Origin of the sequence: Achromobacter sp. HZ34, assembly GCF_002209485.1 — a bacterium.
Taxonomy (GTDB): domain Bacteria; phylum Pseudomonadota; class Gammaproteobacteria; order Burkholderiales; family Burkholderiaceae_B; genus Bordetella_C.
In genome coordinates this window covers 318,649-337,078 of sequence record NZ_NJIX01000002.1, presented here as the reverse complement: position 1 = coordinate 337,078, position 18,430 = coordinate 318,649, and the positions used below count along the sequence as shown (strand labels likewise).

Below are 18,430 nucleotides of genomic sequence, written 5' to 3'. Positions count from 1 at the left end.
CGCGGCAACGTCCATCGCAGTGACATAAGTGTCCCTTGCGCGCTTTTTCCGCCCGCTCGCCCCGCATACTGCCGCCTCGATCATCTCCTGCAAGGCGGCCCGTATGTCCCTAGCCGTTCTGACCAGTCGTGCGTTGGCGGGCGTGGACGCGCCCGCCGTGCGGGTGGAAACGCATCTGGCCGCGGGTCTGCCCACCTTCACCGTCGTGGGCCTGGCGGATGTCGAGGTGCGCGAAAGCCGCGAGCGGGTGCGGGCGGCGATACTCAACAGCGGCTATGACTTTCCGGCGGGCCGCATCACGGTCAACCTGTCGCCGGCGGACCTGCGCAAGGAGTCCGGGCGTTTCGACCTGCCGATGGCCTTGGGCGTGTTGATGGCATCGGGGCAGATCTCCGTGCCCACCGCGCGCGCGGGTCACGGGGACGATCCGCTGGCGCGCGTGGTCATGGCAGGCGAACTGTCGCTTACCGGCACCCTGGTCCCGGTGGCGGCGCCATTGGCCATCGCCCTGGGTACGGCGAGCGATCACGCCGACGCAGAGCTCATCCTGCCGGCCCTCAGCGCGGCGCAGGCGGCGCATGTGCCAGGCCTGCGCGTATGGGCGGCGCACACCTTGACGGAAGTGGTGTCGCATTTGACCGGGGAAGCGCCACTGGCCATGGCGCGTCCGGCGCCCTGGGCGGAACCGCCGCCGCTGCCTTGCCTGTCGGATGTGCGGGGGCAGGGCGGGGCGCGCCGGGCCCTGGAACTGGCGGCGGCGGGTGGGCACAGCCTGCTGATGGTCGGTCCGCCGGGCGCCGGCAAGAGCATGCTGGCGCAGAGGCTGCCCGGCATCCTGCCGCCGCTTGCCGCGGAACAGGCGCTGGAAGCGGCTGCCATCGCCAGCCTGACCGGGGAGCCGGGTAGCCTGGGCACGCAGCCTCCCTTCCGGGCGCCGCATCACACCGCTTCGGCCGCGGCGCTGGTCGGGGGCGGTGCGCGGCCTCGACCTGGCGAGATAAGCCGTGCGCATCATGGCGTGCTGTTCCTGGATGAATTGCCGGAGTTCAGCCGGCGTGCCCTGGAGGCCTTGCGCGAGCCGCTGGAGACGGGGCAGATCTCCATTTCCCGGGCGATGCAGACGGTGCGTTATCCGGCGCGCTTCCAGTTCGTGGCGGCGATGAATCCGTGCCCTTGCGGCTGGCGCGGGCATCCCCGGCATGCCTGCCGTTGCTCCGCGGAGCAGGCGGCGCGTTATCGCGCAAAGATATCCGGTCCCATGCTGGACCGTATCGACCTGCACGTGATGTTGCCGCCAGCCCAGGCGGACTGGATGTCCTTGCCGGCGGGCGAACCTTCGGCGGCGATACGCGATCGTGTCGTGGCCTGCCGGGCGCGGCAGATGGCGCGGCAAGGCGAGCCGAACGCCGCCCTGGTCGGTCATCAGCTGGAGGTGTCCTGTCCCATGACGGGGAAGGCGCGCGAACTGTTGCGCAGCGCAATGAGCCGTCTGCACGCATCCGCCCGCGCCACGCATCGCGCGCTACGCGTGGCAAGAACGGCGGCCGATCTGGATGGCGAGCGCCTGATCGCGGAAACGCATATCGCCGAGGCCGTGCAATATCGGCTGTCGTGATGCAGTCGTGTGCCCCGCCGAGTTGCGGAAGGGATCATAGGCCCAGGTGCGGAGGCTGCGCCTGTGGTGTGTAACGAAGCGTGGCTGTTACACCAACATTGTCGAATTAAATCAAAACGCGTGTATCGTAGTTTCCGCCCTAGATCTGCCAGAAGTTCTGACGCGTTGAGGAGATACCTCGTATGACCGTTGAGCCCATGTCACAGCAGAGCGCGACACGCATTGCCCTGATGGGAATGTTGTCCGTCGCCACGGCCATCGGTATCGGGCGTTTCGCCTTCACGCCACTTTTGCCCATCATGCTGAGCGACGGCTGGCTCTCGCTGGCGCAAGCGTGCTGGCTGGCCGAAAGTAATCTGCTCGGCTATTTCGTCGGCGCGATACTTTGCTCCCTGATTCCCGGCGTCTGGTTGCGCCTGACCCGCAGGGACGCACCCGATGAAACCCTGGCTGTCGCCGGCCTGGCCGCAACCGTGGCGCTGACGCTGGGCATGGCCTTGCCTTGGCCTGACTTATGGGCGTGGCTGCGCTTCTTTTCAGGAATAGCGAGCGCGTTTGCGTTCGTGTTCACATCCAGCTGGTGCCTGCGGCGACTCGCGCAGCAGAACCGCACCTCCCTGGCCGGGCTGATTTATTGTGGGTCGGGCGTGGGCATCGTGCTGGGCGGCGTCCTGGCCAGTGCCACCGCTTCGATGGGCTGGAGCGCAGCCACCGGCTGGAAGCTTCTAGGCGGCGTGGTGGGCGTGCTGGTGCTGTGGATCGGGTACGAATTGCGTCGTGGCCGCCGGCATACATGGCGGCGCGAAGGCATGCATGGCATCACCAGCGCCGTCGCTCACCTGCCGCAGTCCGCGGCACGGTCCGTTGGATCCTTGACTGAAACATTGACTGAAACGCTGAATTCCGGCGTCGGCCTGGGCTGGCTGATGCTTGCCTATGGGTTGGCAGGATTCGGCTATGTCATCACCGCGACCTTCCTGCCGGTGATGGCGCGCGAGGTGATCCCCGGTTCCATATGGGTCGATTGGATCTGGCCGATCTACGGCATCAGCGCGGCCTTGGGCTGCCTGGCATCCTTGCGCATGCCGTCGCATTGGGATAATGGCCGGCTGTTGGCGGTTTGCTATTTCACCCAGTCGCTTGGCGTGGTGATGGGGCTATGGTGGCCCAGTGCGGCTGGCTTCGTGCTGAGCAGCGTATTCGTGGGAGCGCCGTTCACCGCGCTGACCTTGTTTGCCTTTCGGGAAGTCAGGCTGCGCTGGCCGCACAAGTCAACGGCGGTCATTGGCTTGATGACCGCCGTCTACGCCATAGGCCAGATCCTGAGTCCCCCGCTGTTCGGCGCGCTGCTCAGAAGCGGCATCGGCCACAGCCTGGTCTTCACGTGGTCGCTGCACACGGCAAGCGCCGCGCTGCTGATGGGCGGTCTCATCTGGCTCCTCGCGGCCCGCCCCTTCCCGGTCAGGAACGCGATGCGGGTATAGGAAGGAGCGGCCAGCGGGCGCACGGGCTTCATTCTGCATACGCATAGGGCGATGAATTATCGGAATTGGACGCACGTCCGGCAGGCTTTCATACTCAATCCGCTCCTTTCCCCCCGCCCTCCGAGGTACATCGCCATGACATCCCTGGATCAACTCCTGCCTTTCTTCGATGAGAACACAGGCGCTTTCACTGACCTGAGCGACAGTGTCTGGGAGACGCCGGAAATCGCCTACACGGAATTCCGCAGTGTCGCCGCCCACGTGGACACGCTACGCCGTTATGGCTTCCGGGTCACCGAGGACCTCGGCGGCATCCCTACCGCCGTGATGGGCGAGGCGGGCGAGGGTGGTCCGGTCATCGCCATCCTTGGCGAATACGATGCGCTGCCGGGCCTGAGCCAGGTGGCGGGCGCCACCGAGCATAAGGAAGTGCACGCGAACGGGCATGGCCATGGTTGCGGGCACAACCTGCTGGGCTCCGCTTCCTTGATGGCCGCCGCCGCCGTCAAGGCATGGCTGGAAAAATCCGGCAAACCCGGCCGCGTGCGCTACTACGGCTGTCCGGCGGAGGAGGGCGGCGCCGCGAAGGCATTCATGGTGCGCGCGGGCTGTTTCAAGGACGTGGACATCGCCATCAGCTGGCACCCGGCCGCGATGACCCGGGTGGACGAAGCCCAGTCGCTGGCGAACACGCGCATGGACTTCCACTTCACCGGCCGGGCATCGCACGCCGCGGCCGCGCCGCATCTGGGCCGCAGCGCCCTGGATGCGGTGGAGCTGATGAACGTGGGCGTCAACTACATGCGCGAACACATGCCCTCCGATGCCCGCATCCATTACGCAATGCTCGATAGCGGCGGCATCGCTCCCAATGTGGTGCAGGCCAATGCCAAGGTGCGGTATGCCATCCGCTCGCGTGACCTGCAGGGGATGATGGCGCTGATCGAACGTGTCAAGAAAGTGGCGGAGGGCGCGGCGCTGATGACGGAAACGCACGTCGAGTACAGCGTCATGAGCGCACTGTCGAACATGCTGCCCAACAAGCCGCTGGAAGCCGCCATGTACCAGGTCATGCAGCGGCTTGGGCCGGTGCCTTTCGATGCGGACGACATGGCGTTCGCGGCGCGCATCCAGGCCACGCTCAGCGAAGAGGACATCAGCACCGCGTACCGGCGCACGGGCGTCGAACCACGCGCCACGCCGCTGTGCGACTTCATCGTCCCCATCGATGCCAAAGGGGAACTGATGATAGGCTCGACCGACGTCGGCGACGTCAGCTGGGTGGTGCCGACCATCCAGGCGCGCGTGGCCACGCAGGCCATCGGCACGCCGGGGCATTCGTGGCAGGTCGTGGCGCAGGGAAAATCGCCCCTGGCGCACAAGGGCATGGTTCACGCGGCCCGCATCATGGCCGGCACGGCGCTGGAGGTGCTGACCGACGAAACGCTGATGGCCCGTGCGAAGAAGGATCACCAGGACCGGACGCAGCGCATGCCCTATATCTGTCCGATACCGGATTCGGTCAGTCCGCCCATACAGCCGCGGCCGTCGAAGGCCGCCTAGACAGCACCGGGAGCCGCGTTGGCTCCGTCAAGACGCCGAGAGGGGCTTCGACAACGAACGCCGGATCCGGAACAGACCATGCAAGGGGATTTCAATGACGAGAAAACTCGAGGCCGCGGCGTTGCTGTCGCTACCCGCGCTGTTGCTGTGCGCGACCGTGCACGCAGCGACGCCCAAGACCGCGCTGGTCATGGCGTGGAATATCGACGCCATCAGCACCTTCGATCCCGCGCAGATCGGCGAGGTCGTGACGGGCGAGCTGATGGACAATACCTGCGACACGCTGGCCCGTTTCGATCCCAAGGACGAGTCCAAGGTGCTGCCGTCGTTCGCGCAAAGCTGGGACGTGGCGCCGGACCGCATGCAGATCACCTTCCATCTGCGCCACGGCGCCAAGTTTCCCTCCGGCAATATCGCCACGGCGCACGATGTGGAGCAGAGCATGCGCCGGGTGGTGAAGCTGGGCTTCGGCAATGCCGCGGCATTGACGGAATACGGGTTCACCAAGGGCAATGTCGATGAGCGCATCGTCGCCACCGACGATGACACCCTGGTGCTGAAACTGGACAAGCCGTATCCCACCTCGGTGATCCTGCAGGCCATCGCGGCGTATCGCGTGTCGGCGGTGCTGGACATGAAGACCGTCATGGCCCACGAGCAGAACGGCGACATGGGCAACAAGTATCTCGCCACCAACACGGCCTGCGTCGGTCCCTATCGCCTGGTCACCTGGCATGCGGGCGAATCGGTGGTGCTGCAGGCCAATGACGATTACTGGGGGCCCAAGCCGCAACTGAAGCGGATCCTGATTCGCCACGTCGCGGAGCCCGGCACGCAACGCCTGCTTCTGGAAAAGGGCGATGTGGACGTGGCGCGCGATCTTGGTTCGGACGACCTGGCGGCGATGGAGAAATCCAAGGACATCAGTATCGACAAGGTCCTCAAGCCCCAGTTGGTGCTCTGGACCTTCAATACCGCCGATCCCATCTTCGCCAACGAGAAGGTGCGCCTGGCGATGCGCTACCTGGTCGATTACGATGGCCTGGCCAAGACCGTCATGGCCTATACGGGCGTGCCGCGCGCCAGCTTCGCGCAACTGGGCGCCACCGGCGCGCTGGATGCGAAGGCGGGTGAACCTTTCCATCTGGACCTGGCGAAGGCGAAGCAGCTGCTCACCGAGGCGGGCTACCCGAACGGCTTCAAGGCGTCCTTGTTGCTCGGCACGCTGTCCTATTCGTCCCCGCTCGGCGAGAGCATCCAGCAGAACGCGGCCAAAGTGGGCGTCACGCTGTCCCTGGAACGCATGGCCAATACCCAGTTGTTCAGCCGCACGCGCGGTCGCGAATACCAGACCGCCATCCAGCCCTGGCAGACCAGCATCCCGGACGCGCACGGCAATGCCTCGCGCCTGGTGCAGAACCCCGACAACCGCGCCGAGGCCAAGCTGACCCAATACCCGGTCTGGCGCACGTCGTGGCAGGACAAGGGGATGAACGCGGAGGTGCAGGCCGCCTTGCTGGAAGGCGATCCCGAAAAGCGCAACGCCATGTACGCCCGCCTGCAGGAGGAGTGGATGCAGAAGGGGCCGATCGCCGTGATGTTCCAGACGTATAATGTGGCCGGCGTGCGCAAGGAGGTCCACGACTGGACCTGGAACGGCTTCCGCGTCTACTACGACAAGGCGTCAAAGTAGGGGGCCGCATGACGACGGAAACTCGGATGGTGGACCAGTCGGACGTCCCGCGGCGGCCGGATCGTGAAGCGGCCCGGCCGCGGAGGCGCCTTCTTGCGCGTGGGCGGGCCGTGGCAAGCACGGCGCTGTCGGTCTGTATTACCTTGCTGGGGCTGGCCGCGCTGACGTTCTTCATCGGCCGGCTGCTGCCGCTGGATCCAGTGGTCGCGGTGCTGGGGGACAACGTCACCAAGGAAGCGTATGACGCGATGTACCACCAGCTTGGCCTGGACCAACCCCTGATCGTCCAGTTCGGGTCCTATCTTCACGGGATACTGACGCTGGACCTGGGTACGGCGCTGACCACCGGCAAACCGGTGCTGCAGGATATCGCCCGCGTGTTTCCGGCCACGCTGGAACTGGCCAGCGTGGCGGTCGTCATCGGTACCGGCCTGGGTATCCCTGCGGGGGTCTTCTCGGCGATGTACCGCGATACCTGGCTGGACCACCTGGTGCGCGTCATCGGCCTGCTGGGCCATTCCACACCGAATTTCTGGCTGGGATTGATGGGGTTGGTGCTGTTGTACGGCAAGCTGGGCTGGATCGGCGGTCCGGGCCGCATCGACCTGGCCTACGAATTCGACCTGGTGGACGGCAGCGGGTTCTACCTGCTGGACGCCGCCCGGTCCGGCAGCTGGGACGTTTTCGCCAATGTGTTCAGCCACATCGTCCTGCCTGCCTCGCTGTTGGGATTCAGCGCCATGGCGTATATCAGCCGCATGACCCGCAGCTTCATGATCGAGCAACTGGGCCAGGAGTACGTGGTCACGGCGCGCGCCAAAGGCCTGTCCTGGGCGCGTACCGTATGGATCCACGCCTTCCGTAATATCGCCGTGCAGGTGGTCACCGTGGTGGCGCTGTCCTACGCCTTCCTGCTGGAAGGCGCGGTGCTGACGGAGACGGTGTTCGCGTGGCCCGGCTTCGGCCGCTACCTGACCAATGCGCTGCTGGCCGGGGATATGAATGCCGTCGTGGGCTGCACCTTGCTGATCGGCCTGATCTTCGTCACCCTGAACCTGCTTTGTGACGTGCTGTATCGGATCGTCGACCCCCGCACGCGATGAAGGCCACCATGCAGACCAAGACGGACAGCGCGCCCGCGCGCGAGCGATTCTCCGACTGGATACGCACGCCGATCCCGCGGTCGCCGTGGCATGCCCGCCTGCAGCAGGCGTGGCGCAACTGGCGCCGCCTGGCGGGCAATCCGCCCGCCTTGTTCGGGTTCTGCGTCATCGTGGCGCTGCTGCTCGTGGCGCTGCTGGCGCCCTGGCTGGCAACGCACGACATCTATGCGCAGGACCTGGCCGCGCGGCTGCAGCCGCCGTCCGCCGCGCACTGGCTGGGCACCGACGACCTGGGCCGGGATGTGTACAGCCGCCTGGTCCATGGCACCCGCATCACGCTGTACATCGTCTTCCTGACCGCCGTGATCGTCGCGCCCATCGGCCTGCTCGCGGGGACGGCCGCGGGGTACTTCGGCGGCTGGGTGGATCTCGTCATCATGCGCACGGTCGACATCTTCCTGGCTTTTCCCAGCCTGATCCTGGCGCTGGCCTTCGTTGCCGCCCTGGGGCCCGGCATCGAGAACGCCATCGTGGCGATTTCGCTGGCGTCCTGGCCGCCCATCGCGCGCCTGGCCCGCGCGGAGAGCCTGGCCGTGCGCAAGTCGGATTATGTGGCGGCGGTGCGGATGCAGGGTGCCTCGGCCGCGCGCATCATCCTGGGCCACGTGGTGCCCATGTGCCTGACGTCGGTGGTGGTGCGGGTGACGCTGAACATGGCGTCCATCATCCTGACCGCCGCGGGGCTGGGTTTCCTGGGTCTGGGCGCGCAGCCGCCCAGCCCGGAATGGGGCGCCATGCTGGCGTCGGGGCGGCAATCCCTGATGACGGCGTGGTGGGTCGCCGCCGCGCCGGGCTGCGCCATCCTGGTGGCCGGACTCGCCTTCAATCTGTTCGGCGATGGCCTGCGCGACATCATGGATCCGAAAAATGGCTGACACCCTGCTGGAGATCGAAGACCTGAACGTGCGCTTCGACAGCGCGGGCACCAGCCATCATGCGGTGCGAGGCGTGTCGTTTGCCATCGGGCGGCAGAAAGTCGGCATCGTCGGCGAGTCGGGCTCGGGTAAATCGCTGACGGGCCGTGCCATCATGAAGCTGGCACCGCGGGCCGCCCGGATCAGCGCCGGCCGGATGGACTTCGACGGCATCGACCTGCTTACGGCATCCGAACGGCGTATGCGTGCCATCCGCGGCAACCGCATTTCCATGATTCTCCAGGATCCGAAGTTCTCCCTGAATCCGCTCATGCGCATCGGCCACCAGATCACCGAGGCGTACCGGCTGCATCAGCGCACCGGTGCCGCGCAGGCGCGCACCCGGGCGCTGCAGATGCTGGACGCCGTCGACATCCGCGATCCGGAGCGCGTCTTCAACCAGTACCCGCATGAGGTGTCCGGCGGCATGGGCCAGCGCGTCATGATCGCCATGATGCTGATCCCGGAGCCCGACCTCATCATCGCCGACGAGCCGACCTCCGCGCTGGACGCAACCGTGCAGCGCCAGGTGCTGCGCATCCTGGACGACCTGGTCACGCGGCGGGGCGCGGGCCTGCTGTTCATCAGCCATGACCTGAACCTGGTCGCTGACTTCTGCGATCGCGTGCTGGTGATGTATGCGGGCCAGATCCTGGAGGACCTGCCGGCCTGGGCCCTGCATCAGGCGCGCCATCCTTATACGCGCGCGCTGCTGGACTGCCTGCCGCGCCTGGATCGCAAGGTCGATAGGCTCGCTACCGTGGCGCGGGATCCGGACTGGCTGCTGCCGGTCCGAGACATGCACGGGGAGCAGGCATGATGCGGGCGGGTGAACGTATCGTCGAAGCGATAGGCCTGCGGGTGGCGTTCGGCCACGGCGTCGACGCGCGCACCGTGGTGGACGATGTCTCGTTCCAGGTCATGGCGGGAGAGTCCGTCGGCCTGATCGGGGAGTCGGGCTGCGGTAAATCCACATTGCTGCGCGCCATCGCGGGCCTGAACACGGATTACAGGGGCTCCATCCTGCTGCAGGACAAGGAGGTCGGCCGGGTGCGCGACAAGGCGGTGCATCGCTGCATCCAGATGGTGTTCCAGGATCCCTACGCCAGCCTGCATCCGCGCAAGATGGTGCAGCAGGCGCTGCTGGAACCGCTGGCCATCCACGGCATGGATCGGCGGCAGGGACGCGTGGATGACGCGCTGGCGGCCGTCGGCCTGGGGCCGGCGTTTCGTTACCGGTATCCCCATGAGCTTTCCGGTGGACAGCGCCAACGCGTCGCCATCGCCCGGGCATTGATCATCGAGCCGGAGATCCTGCTGCTGGACGAGCCGACATCGGCGCTTGACGTGTCCGTGCAGGCGGAGATCCTGAACCTGCTGAAGGCGCTGCGCGTGGAGCGGGGACTGACGTATCTCATGGTCAGCCATAACCTGGCGGTGGTCGCCCATTTGTGCGACCGGGTGGTGGTCATGGATGGCGGGCGCTTCATCGAAGCGATGAGCGAACACGATGTCCGCCATGGACATGCCCGCGAGCCATACTCCCGCACCTTGCTGAACGCCAGCATGCCGATGGCGCAGTGAGGCGTGGGTGTGCCGGGTCGCTACGCCGCCGCGCCGATCAGGTCGGGGGCGGATTGCTGCCGCGCCACGCTGGCGCCGACGGCTTTCCAGAATCTTTCCACTATCGGCCTGCTGTTGGACTGGGACCGGTAGAGGCGGATTTCCGCGACCAGCGTCCATGAAGCATCGCCCGCCATGACCAGGGTGCCGGCGTCGAGTTCGGTCCTGACCAGGCTTTCCGCGATCCACGCCGTACCGGCACCGGTCAGGGCCATGGCCTTCAGGCCTGCTCCAACGGCGTTCTGGTAGACGGTTTTCAAGGGCAAGGGGCGCCGCGCCAGCATCTCGTTCACCGCACTGCCCAGAAAGGCCGATGGCCCGTAGCTGAGGTAGCGGATGGGGGAACCGTCCCGGCGCAAGGCGTGCACTGGCTTGCCGTCGCGATCCGGTACGCTTACGGGCAGGACTTTTTCGTATCCCAGGCTATGGAAGGCGTAGCTGGCCTTGTCCATTCCCAGGTCTACCCTTGGATGGGCGTAGGTCAGCAGGAAATCGCTTTCTCCGCGAGCCAGGCAAGCGACGTTTTCGGCCATGGGCGTATGGGCGTCGTTGAGCCGCCAGTTGAATATGCCGCAAGCGTCGCCCAGCGACTGCACCCAGTGGGGAAAGAAGGTCAGCGACAGCGTACTCAGCATGGAGAACGTCAGCACGTCTTCTTCGGTGTTTTCCGTTCGTCCGACTTCCTCGCGGGTTGCTTGCAGGAGTTGCAGCAACTCACGCGCGCGCGGCAGCAGGTCCTCGCCGCCGCGGCTCAGCCGCACCGGCGTAACGGTGCGGTCGAACAGGCTGACGCCCAGCCATTGTTCCAGTTGTTGTATCCGCCGGCTCAGGGCCGATTGGGTGACATGCCGCAACGTGGCCGCACGCGAGAAGCTCTGCGTTTCGGCCACGCTCAAAAAGTCCGCCAGCCATTTCAGTTCCATGCCGCGCCCTTGAGTTGCCCTGTCGAGCCGAACGGAAGGCGCCGAAATCCACGGCGCGGCCAGAGGCGCGCAAGCCCCCGGGGGTCGCAGGTGTCTTGTCGCTGGATTATGAGCGATAACGTCGACGTTGCACGCCCGGGTTATCCCGAGCCAGGCCGCCAAAGGCGCACATGGACGCCGGCGCGAGCAGCGGCGTTCGTCCCGCGGTTTCAAATCCGCTATTGCGCGAACCCGGCCAGTTCCGCCGTCACTTCCTGCATGAAAGCATCGGCGATGCGCGAAACGGGCTTGCTGGCCGGGTAAAGCACGGCGAAGTCGTTGTAGAAGGCGGGCTCGAAAGGGCGCGTAATCAAGCCGCCGCCATGGACGCCGCCGGCCGTGATGGCGTCCACCAATGCATAACCCGCGCCCTGCGATACAAAGGCGCACATGGATGCGAACAGCGGCGTTTCGACCCGCACGTTCAAATGCGCGCCAGCTGCCTGGAATACTTCCGCCAGATGCTGGGTGCGCAAATGATCCGCCGGCGCCGTCACGATGGGCAGGTCATCCAGGTCGGCCGGCGTCAGTACGGTGCGGGCCGCCAAGGGATGACCGATGGGAAGCACGCATACGCAGCGCACCCGCAGCCGCTGGGCATTGATCCATCCCTCATCGTAGGCCGACTCGGAAAAGCCCAGGTCGAACTGCTGCATGGCCATCAAGCTGGCGACAGTGGGCGAGCTGTGCGCCTGCAGGATCATCCTGACATTGGGGTGCCGCGCCAAAAAGCCCGCCGCCACCCTGGGCAGGAATTCAAGCGCCAGCATGGGCAGGGCGGCGATGCGCAGCGTGCCTTCGTCTGCATGGCGTATGTCCGTCGCCAGGCGCTCCAGTCCGTCCAGATTCTCCAGCACCGAAGCCACGGACCGGTAGAAGGACGTCGCTTCGCTGGTGGCTTGCAGCCGGTTGCGGTCGCGCACGAACAGGTTGAAGCCCAGATCACGTTCCAGGCCGGCGATCAGCGCACTGATCGCGGGTTGCGATATGCGCAGCCGCGTGGCGGCGCCAGTGACTGAACCGGCCAGCATGACGGCCGCGAAAGCCCTGAGTTGTCGGATATTGAGCATGAGGCTTGTTGCGGAGATCCAAGGCGCGGGGAGCCGCTATGCACGAAGCATCCGGCCCGCTGGAGTATCCAATGCGCTTATGGAACCACAATTAAAAACGATTGGACCCGGGGTATGCCGGAGGCTAACCTGATTGCGCCACCACGAACAGGGGCCGCCACGACACAACGTGGACGTTAGCTAGAACAGATCAAGGGAAATCATGAACGCGAATCGAAGTGCGCGCGCTGTGCTTGCCTGTTTGGTATTCGGCATCGCAGGCTCCTATCATCCCCCTGCGTCGGCTCAGGGTTATCCCACCCACGCCATCCGGCTGGTCGTGGGTTTCGCCCCCGGCGGCAACACCGATATGATGGCGCGGCTCACCGCCGAACAACTGACGACGCGGCTGGGCCAGTCCGTGGTGGTCGAGAACCGTGCGGGGGCCGGCGGCACCGTGGCCTCCGTGGCCGTGGCCAAGGCTCCCGCCGATGGCTACACGCTGCTGTTCGCGTCGACGTCGCATGCCATCAACGCAGCCACCTACAAGAAGCTGCCCTATGACACCCTGAAGGACTTCCAGCCCGTGGCGCCCGTCGCACGCACGCCCAAGGTGCTGGTGGTCAATCCGTCCTTGCCGGTACATGACGTCAAGGAGTTCATCGCCTACGTGAAAAGCCACCCGGGGCTGACCATGGCCTCCGGCGGGCCGGGGTCTTCCGCGCATTTCGCCGGGTTGATGTTCAATACGCTCGCCGGTACCAACGTGACTTATGTCCCGTATAAGGGCACGGGCGAGGCACTACGCGACCTGATCTCCGGCGAAGTCGTGTCGTCGATCGACTCGGTCACGGCATATGTTCCGCTGATCAAAGGCGGACAATTGCGCGCCTTGGGCGTGGGCAGCGCCAAGCCCATGGCGCTGCTGCCTGACGTGCCTGCCATCAGCGCGTCGGGTTTGCCCGGGTATGAGGTGGCGGACTGGGTGGGCGTGATTGCGCCGGCAGGCGTGCCGGCCGATATTGTCGCCAAGCTGAACAAGGCGATCAACGAAGCGCTGTCTTCGCCCGACGTGATGAAGAAACTGGCCGAGGTGGGCTCGGTGCCCGTGCACGAGACGCCGGCCGGCTACGATAAATTGATCCGCAGCGATATCGAACGGTTCGACAAATTGCGCATTGCCGCGCATATGGAAAAGCAGTAGGTAAAACAGCGGGACAAGTAAAGAGGGAGAAGTCTTAGCATGACCAAGCAGGTCGCCGTGATCGGCGCGGGTATCGTGGGTGCGTGTATCGCCTTTGCGCTGGTCAAGCGCGGCGCGCGCGTCGTGTTGATCGACCGGGACGAACCCGGCCGTGCATGCAGCTATGGCAATCTGGGCGCCATCAGCGAAAGTTCCATCGCCCCCTTGGCGATGCCCGGCATCGTCTCTACGCTGCCCGCGATGCTGAGCGATCGTGACAGCCCGCTGGCATTGGCGCCCGGCTACCTGCCGCGCGCGCTGCCATGGTTATGGCAGTTTCTGGCCTCGGCCAAGCCGCAAACCGTGCACGCCAACGCCGATCGGCTGCACGACCTGTACCAGGGTAGTCACGCCGCGCATGCCGCCCTGGCGCAAGAGGTCGGTGTCCCGCATCTGCTGCAGCAGAAAGGCCACCTGTTCCTTTATCCCGATGACGAGGCGCGCGCCAAGGACAAGGCCACCTGGACGCTGCGCAGCTCGCACGGACAGCGCCTGGATTACCTGGACCGCGCCGGCATCGAGAACCTGGAGTCCGGGCTGCCCGCCAGATACCGGTCGGCCGTCCTGATTCCCGACCATGCCACCGTGCTCGATCCCTTGCGCTATGTGCAGGCGGTGGTGCGGGCCTTCGTGGCGCGGGGCGGGGAGCTGCTGCGCGCGGACGTACGTACCGTGGCGCCGGCGGCGGGCGGGGGCGGTTGGACGCTGAAGACCGATGGCGCGCCGCTTCATTGCGACGAGGTCGTGGTGGCGGCGGGTGCCTGGGCGCCGCGCCTGCTGGGCACGCTGGGCATCAAGCTGCGGCTGGAAAGCCAGCGCGGCTACCACGTCCAGTACCCCGGGCAATCCTCGTTGATCTCGCGCACGGTGGTGCTGGCGGACAAGAAGGTATTCATGGCGCCCATGGTGGATGGCCTGCGCATAGGCGGGACGGTGGAGATCGCCGGCCTGGATGCACCACCAACGCCGCGCCGGACGGCCGTGCTGGAACGGCTGGCCGTGGAAGTGTTTCCGCAACTGGCGGGCATCGCGCCGCAGCATTGGATGGGACATCGGCCGTGCATGCCGGATTCCGTGCCCGTGATCGGGCCGGCGCCGGGCCATGCCGGCCTGTGGCTGGCTGTCGGCCATGGGCACCTGGGCCTCACTGGTTCGGTCAATACGGCCCGGCGGCTGGCGGACGCGCTCATGCCCGGATGATGGCGGGACGCCCGGGCGCCGGATGGCCGGATGTCCGGATGCCTGAATGATGCAGCACAGGGTTGGCTTTCTTTTCTCCGGATACGGATCCAGTACTAACAGGTCTCAGGAGCAGTCATGGCAACTTTCGTCACCCCAACATTTCGTCCTGTCATCACGTCGGCGCACTACGCCGTCTCCGCCGGCCACTACCTGGCCACGCAGGCGGGCATGCACCTGCTGCAAATGGGCGGCAATGCCGTCGATGCCGGGGTAGCCGCGGGCGTCTGCATCAATGTCACGCAGCCGGACCTGACCAACCTGGGCGGCGTGGCCCCCATCATCATCTATCTGGCCAAGACCCGCGAAGTGGTCACCATTTCCGGCCTGGGCCGCTGGCCGAAGAAGGCCAGCCTGGAATACTTCCGCGACGAACTCAAGGGCGAAATCCCCCTGGGCGTGAAGAACGCGATCACGCCGTCGGCCTGCGACGCCTGGCTCACGGCGCTGGCGCGTTACGGCACCATGACCCTGGGCCAGGTGCTGGAGCCCGCGCTCCAATTGGCGTCCGAAGGCTTTCCGGCCAGCCGCCTGTTCACCCACATGCTGACGGGCATCCATGCGAATCTCACGCAATGGCCGACTTCGCGGGAATACGTGCGGCCGGACGGCACGCCGTACCAGACCGGCGACATGGTGCGCCAGCCGACCCTGGCGGGCACGCTGCGGGTATTGATAGACGCTGAACGCGAAGCCGCGGCGCGTGGGTGCGACCGCGCGGCCGCCATCATGGCCGCGCGCGATGTGTTCTACAAGGGCGACCTGGCGGAAAAGATGGCGCGCTTTTCGCAGGAGCAGGGCGGTTTCCTGGACTACGACGACCTGGCCGAGTTCTCCGTGCGCGTGGAACCCCCGGTGAAGACGACCTATCGCGGCTATGAAGTCTTTGCCTGCGGACCGTGGTGCCAGGGGCCCGTGCTGCCCCAGGCGCTGAATATCCTGGAGAACTACGACCTGGCATCCTATGGTCATAATTCGGCCAAGAGCCTGCATGTGATCATCGAGGCGCTGAAAGCCAGTTTCGCGGACCGCCACGCCTATTACGGCGATCCGGATTTCGTCGATGTCCCCATCGCAGGCCTGCTCAACAAGGATTATGCGAAGCAATGGGTGGAGCGCATCTCGCTGGAGTCGGCCTGGAAGGACATGCCGGCGCCCGGCGATCCATGGGCCTTCCAGGGCCAGGCCGGGCCCGGCGGCTATCGTCCCCCCGCGCCGCAGCCGGGCCCGCTGGGATCGGACACCAGCTATTGCTGCGTGGTCGATAGCGAAGGCAACGGCTTTTCCGCCACGCCCAGCGACGGCGTCCGTTACACCCCGGTGGTGCCCGGCGTAGGCGTGGTGCTGTCGCCCCGTGGCTTCCAAAGCTGGCTGGATCCCAAGCATCCCTCGTCCCTGCAGCCGGGCAAGCGGCCGCGGCTGACGCCCAGTCCCGCCCTGATGCTCAAGGACGGCAAGCTGGCGATGACTTTCGGCACGCCGGGGCTGGACGTGCAGCCGCAGGCGATGGCCCAGCTCATCCTTAACGTGGTCGATTACAAAATGGATGTGCAGGCGGCCATCGAGCAACCGCGCGTGGCCACCTTCAATTTCCCCGCCAGCCAGCATCCGCACAACTACACACCCGGCCACCTGTGCGCGGAGGGGCGCATCCCCGAATCGACGCTGGCGGAACTGGCGGCCAAGGGGCATCAGGTCACCAAATGGCCGGATTTCATCGCCAGCGCGGGGGCGTTGTGCGCCATCTGCGTGGACACGGAGTACGGGCCGCGTGCCGCCGGCGCCGATCCACGGCGGACGGCGTACGCGATGGGGTGGTAATTGCCCCTTTGCTACACGAGTTGTGAGCAGACTCGACAAGCGCGGAAAAAATGCCATATAATCAAAGGCTTTCCAGCGTTAGTCGGGCTTCCTCAGGCCGATGCCGTCAAGGTATTCCGGATACAGGCAAAAAGCCCTATGTGGTTGATAACCCAAGGCTTTCACTGGAAAAACCCACAAGTGTCCCCGGGTAGACCAAGTCTTCCTCCCGTCCAGGTCGCGCGCTGCGCGGTACTGAAGAGGGCGTAAGCACCCGTGTGGTCATAACGTTAACGATGTCTTAAGAACGGACTTATCATGCCCAAGATGAAGACCAAGAAAAGCGCCGCAAAGCGCTTTCAGGTTCGCGGTAGCGGATCGATCAAGCGAGGCCAGGCTTTCAAGCGCCACATCCTGACCAAGAAGACCACGAAACAAAAGCGCCAACTGCGCGGTTCCGCGGCCGTCCATGAAACCAACATCGCCTCCGTCAAGGCGATGATGCCTTTCGCTTGATTTAAGGGAGATCCGACATGCCTCGCGTCAAACGTGGTGTAACAGCCCGCGCTCGTCACAAGAAAGTCATCAACGCCGCCAAGGGCTATCGTGGCCGCCGCGGTAATGTATTCCGTATCGCCAAGCAGGCGGTCATGCGTGCTGGCCAGTATGCCTATCGCGACCGTCGCAACAAAAAGCGTACGTTCCGTGCTCTGTGGATCACGCGTATCAACGCTGCCTGCCGTGAACTGGGCGTCAGCTACAGCGTGTTCATCGCCGGCCTGAAGAAGGCGTCGATCGACCTGGACCGTAAGGTGCTGGCCGATATGGCTGTTCATGACGCGGCTGGCTTTGCCGCCGTGGTGAACCAGGCCAAGGCTGCCCTGGCTGCCTGATCGCTGTTAGGTAGTACCGCAAGTAGTAACGCTGCAAACAGGGCTGTCATGGCCCTGTTTGCGTTTGTGGGGATAGGCTGCGGCCGGGTTTGGTCCAGCCTGTTCCGAACCGCGCTCCGCGCGGCCCCCTGGTCAGTATTTCGGGATCGCTGAACCCATGACTCTTTTGGTCGATGACCTGATCGCTCAGGCGCAAGAACGATTCGCCGCGGCCCCCGACGCCGCCGCGCTGGAAAACGCCAAGGCGCGTTTTCTTGGCAAGGAAGGCGCCCTTACGGTATTGCTCAAGGGCATGGCGACGCTCAGCCCCGAGCAGAAGCGCGAGGCGGGTGCCCGCATCAATCAGGCCAAGCAGCAGATCGAAGCACTGCTGAACCAGCGCCGCGCCGACCTGGCGCAGGCCGAGCTGGACGCGCGCCTGGCTTCTGAAACCATCGACGTCACCTTGCCCGGCCGTGGCCGCGGCGTGGGTGGCATACATCCGGTGATCCGCACCTGGCAGCGTGTCGAGGCCATCTTCCGTTCCATCGGCTTCGATGTCGCCGACGGCCCGGAAATCGAAAACGACTGGACCAACTTCACCGCGCTGAACAATCCGGAAAACCATCCGGCGCGTTCCATGCAGGACACCTTCTACGTCGACATGAACGACGACAAGGGCCTGCCTTTGCTGCTGCGCACGCACACCAGCCCGATGCAGGTGCGTTATGCGCGCATGAACAAGCCGCCCATCAAGGTCATCGCGCCCGGCCGCACGTATCGTGTGGACAGCGATGCCACCCATTCGCCGATGTTCCATCAGGTCGAAGGGCTGTGGATCGCCGAGGATATTTCCTTTGCCGACCTGAAGGGCGTCTATACCGATTTTCTCCGTTGCTTCTTTGAAAGCGACGACCTGGTGGTGCGTTTCCGTCCCTCGTTCTTCCCCTTCACCGAGCCTTCCGCCGAAATCGACATGATGTTCACCAGCGGGCCGAATCGCGGCCGTTGGCTGGAGATCTCCGGTTCGGGGCAGGTGCATCCGGAAGTGGTGCGCAATTTCGGGCTGGATCCCGAGCGTTACGTCGGCTTCGCGTTCGGTTCCGGCCTTGAGCGCCTGACGATGCTGCGTTACGGCGTCAACGATTTGCGCCAGTTCTACGAAGGCGACCTGCGCTTCCTGCGCCAGTTCAACGAATAACACAGGGCC

At 65.2% G+C, this 18,430-nt stretch carries 16 protein-coding genes; 14 read left to right on the top strand and 2 right to left on the bottom strand.

All coding sequences use genetic code 11. The features are described 5' to 3' along the window. The first annotated feature begins 103 nt into the window (after positions 1 to 103). From CEY05_RS08270 to CEY05_RS08235, 8 genes are all read left to right on the top strand, one after another. On the top strand, positions 104 to 1,615 hold the full coding sequence (locus tag CEY05_RS08270) for a YifB family Mg chelatase-like AAA ATPase (protein ID WP_088598017.1): 1,512 nt from the start codon (positions 104 to 106) through the stop codon (positions 1,613 to 1,615). 182 nt (positions 1,616 to 1,797) lie between these two features. Next, entirely contained in the window at positions 1,798 to 3,099 is a 1,302-nt protein-coding gene (locus tag CEY05_RS08265) for a YbfB/YjiJ family MFS transporter (protein WP_088598016.1), read from the top strand. Positions 3,100 to 3,234: 135 nt separating this feature from the next. After that, a complete protein-coding gene (locus CEY05_RS08260; protein ID WP_088598015.1) occupies positions 3,235 to 4,662 on the top strand; it encodes a M20 family metallopeptidase in 1,428 nt (475 codons plus the stop codon). Positions 4,663 to 4,756: 94 nt separating this feature from the next. Next, the gene (locus CEY05_RS08255; RefSeq protein WP_088598014.1) at positions 4,757 to 6,355 is read left to right on the top strand and encodes an ABC transporter substrate-binding protein; all 1,599 of its coding nucleotides are present in this window, start codon (positions 4,757 to 4,759) and stop codon (positions 6,353 to 6,355) included. 8 nt (positions 6,356 to 6,363) lie between these two features. Beyond that, positions 6,364 to 7,458 (top strand): ABC transporter permease, encoded by a 1,095-nt coding sequence (locus CEY05_RS08250; RefSeq protein WP_233161429.1) that lies wholly within the window; start codon positions 6,364 to 6,366, stop codon positions 7,456 to 7,458. A gap of 8 nt (positions 7,459 to 7,466) precedes the next feature. Next, positions 7,467 to 8,393, top strand: coding sequence for an ABC transporter permease (locus CEY05_RS08245; RefSeq protein ID WP_198952723.1), 927 nt, complete (start codon positions 7,467 to 7,469; stop codon positions 8,391 to 8,393). Next, positions 8,386 to 9,252: an ABC transporter ATP-binding protein gene (locus CEY05_RS08240; protein ID WP_088598011.1), complete on the top strand. Its 867-nt coding sequence runs from the start codon at positions 8,386 to 8,388 to the stop codon at positions 9,250 to 9,252. The genes CEY05_RS08245 and CEY05_RS08240 overlap by 8 nt, the downstream gene beginning before the upstream one ends. Next, on the top strand, positions 9,249 to 10,016 hold the full coding sequence (locus tag CEY05_RS08235) for an ABC transporter ATP-binding protein (protein ID WP_088598010.1): 768 nt from the start codon (positions 9,249 to 9,251) through the stop codon (positions 10,014 to 10,016). The genes CEY05_RS08240 and CEY05_RS08235 overlap by 4 nt, the downstream gene beginning before the upstream one ends. 20 nt (positions 10,017 to 10,036) lie before the next feature. On the opposite strand, the gene CEY05_RS08230 is transcribed toward CEY05_RS08235, so the two are convergent. Both CEY05_RS08230 and CEY05_RS08225 read right to left on the bottom strand, forming a co-directional pair. After that, complete coding sequence (locus tag CEY05_RS08230; protein ID WP_088598009.1) at positions 10,037 to 10,978, bottom strand: LysR family transcriptional regulator; 942 nt, start codon at positions 10,976 to 10,978, stop codon at positions 10,037 to 10,039. 218 nt (positions 10,979 to 11,196) lie between these two features. Next, complete coding sequence (locus CEY05_RS08225) at positions 11,197 to 12,087, bottom strand: LysR substrate-binding domain-containing protein (protein ID WP_088598008.1); 891 nt, start codon at positions 12,085 to 12,087, stop codon at positions 11,197 to 11,199. Between the two features lie 202 nt (positions 12,088 to 12,289). Here CEY05_RS08225 and CEY05_RS08220 point away from each other — a divergent pair, with 202 nt between their 5' ends. The 6 genes from CEY05_RS08220 to pheS all read left to right on the top strand — a co-directional run bounded on the left by CEY05_RS08220 (position 12,290) and on the right by pheS (position 18,421). Continuing rightward, positions 12,290 to 13,270 carry a tripartite tricarboxylate transporter substrate binding protein gene (locus CEY05_RS08220; protein ID WP_088598007.1) on the top strand — a complete coding sequence of 327 codons (981 nt, stop codon included), beginning with the start codon at positions 12,290 to 12,292 and terminating at the stop codon, positions 13,268 to 13,270. A 39-nt stretch (positions 13,271 to 13,309) separates the two neighbouring features. Then, on the top strand, positions 13,310 to 14,509 hold the full coding sequence (locus CEY05_RS08215; protein WP_088598006.1) for an FAD-binding oxidoreductase: 1,200 nt from the start codon (positions 13,310 to 13,312) through the stop codon (positions 14,507 to 14,509). Between the two features lie 117 nt (positions 14,510 to 14,626). Beyond that, the gene (locus tag CEY05_RS08210) at positions 14,627 to 16,369 is read left to right on the top strand and encodes a gamma-glutamyltransferase family protein (RefSeq protein ID WP_088598005.1); all 1,743 of its coding nucleotides are present in this window, start codon (positions 14,627 to 14,629) and stop codon (positions 16,367 to 16,369) included. A gap of 297 nt (positions 16,370 to 16,666) precedes the next feature. Continuing rightward, positions 16,667 to 16,864 (top strand): 50S ribosomal protein L35, encoded by a 198-nt coding sequence (gene rpmI, locus CEY05_RS08205; RefSeq protein WP_088598004.1) that lies wholly within the window; start codon positions 16,667 to 16,669, stop codon positions 16,862 to 16,864. Positions 16,865 to 16,881: 17 nt separating this feature from the next. Continuing rightward, positions 16,882 to 17,241, top strand: a complete 360-nt coding sequence (rplT, locus tag CEY05_RS08200; protein ID WP_057652409.1) for a 50S ribosomal protein L20 — start codon at positions 16,882 to 16,884, stop codon at positions 17,239 to 17,241. Between the two features lie 157 nt (positions 17,242 to 17,398). Then, on the top strand, positions 17,399 to 18,421 hold the full coding sequence (pheS, locus tag CEY05_RS08195; RefSeq protein ID WP_088598003.1) for a phenylalanine--tRNA ligase subunit alpha: 1,023 nt from the start codon (positions 17,399 to 17,401) through the stop codon (positions 18,419 to 18,421). Positions 18,422 to 18,430: the final 9 nt, after the last annotated feature.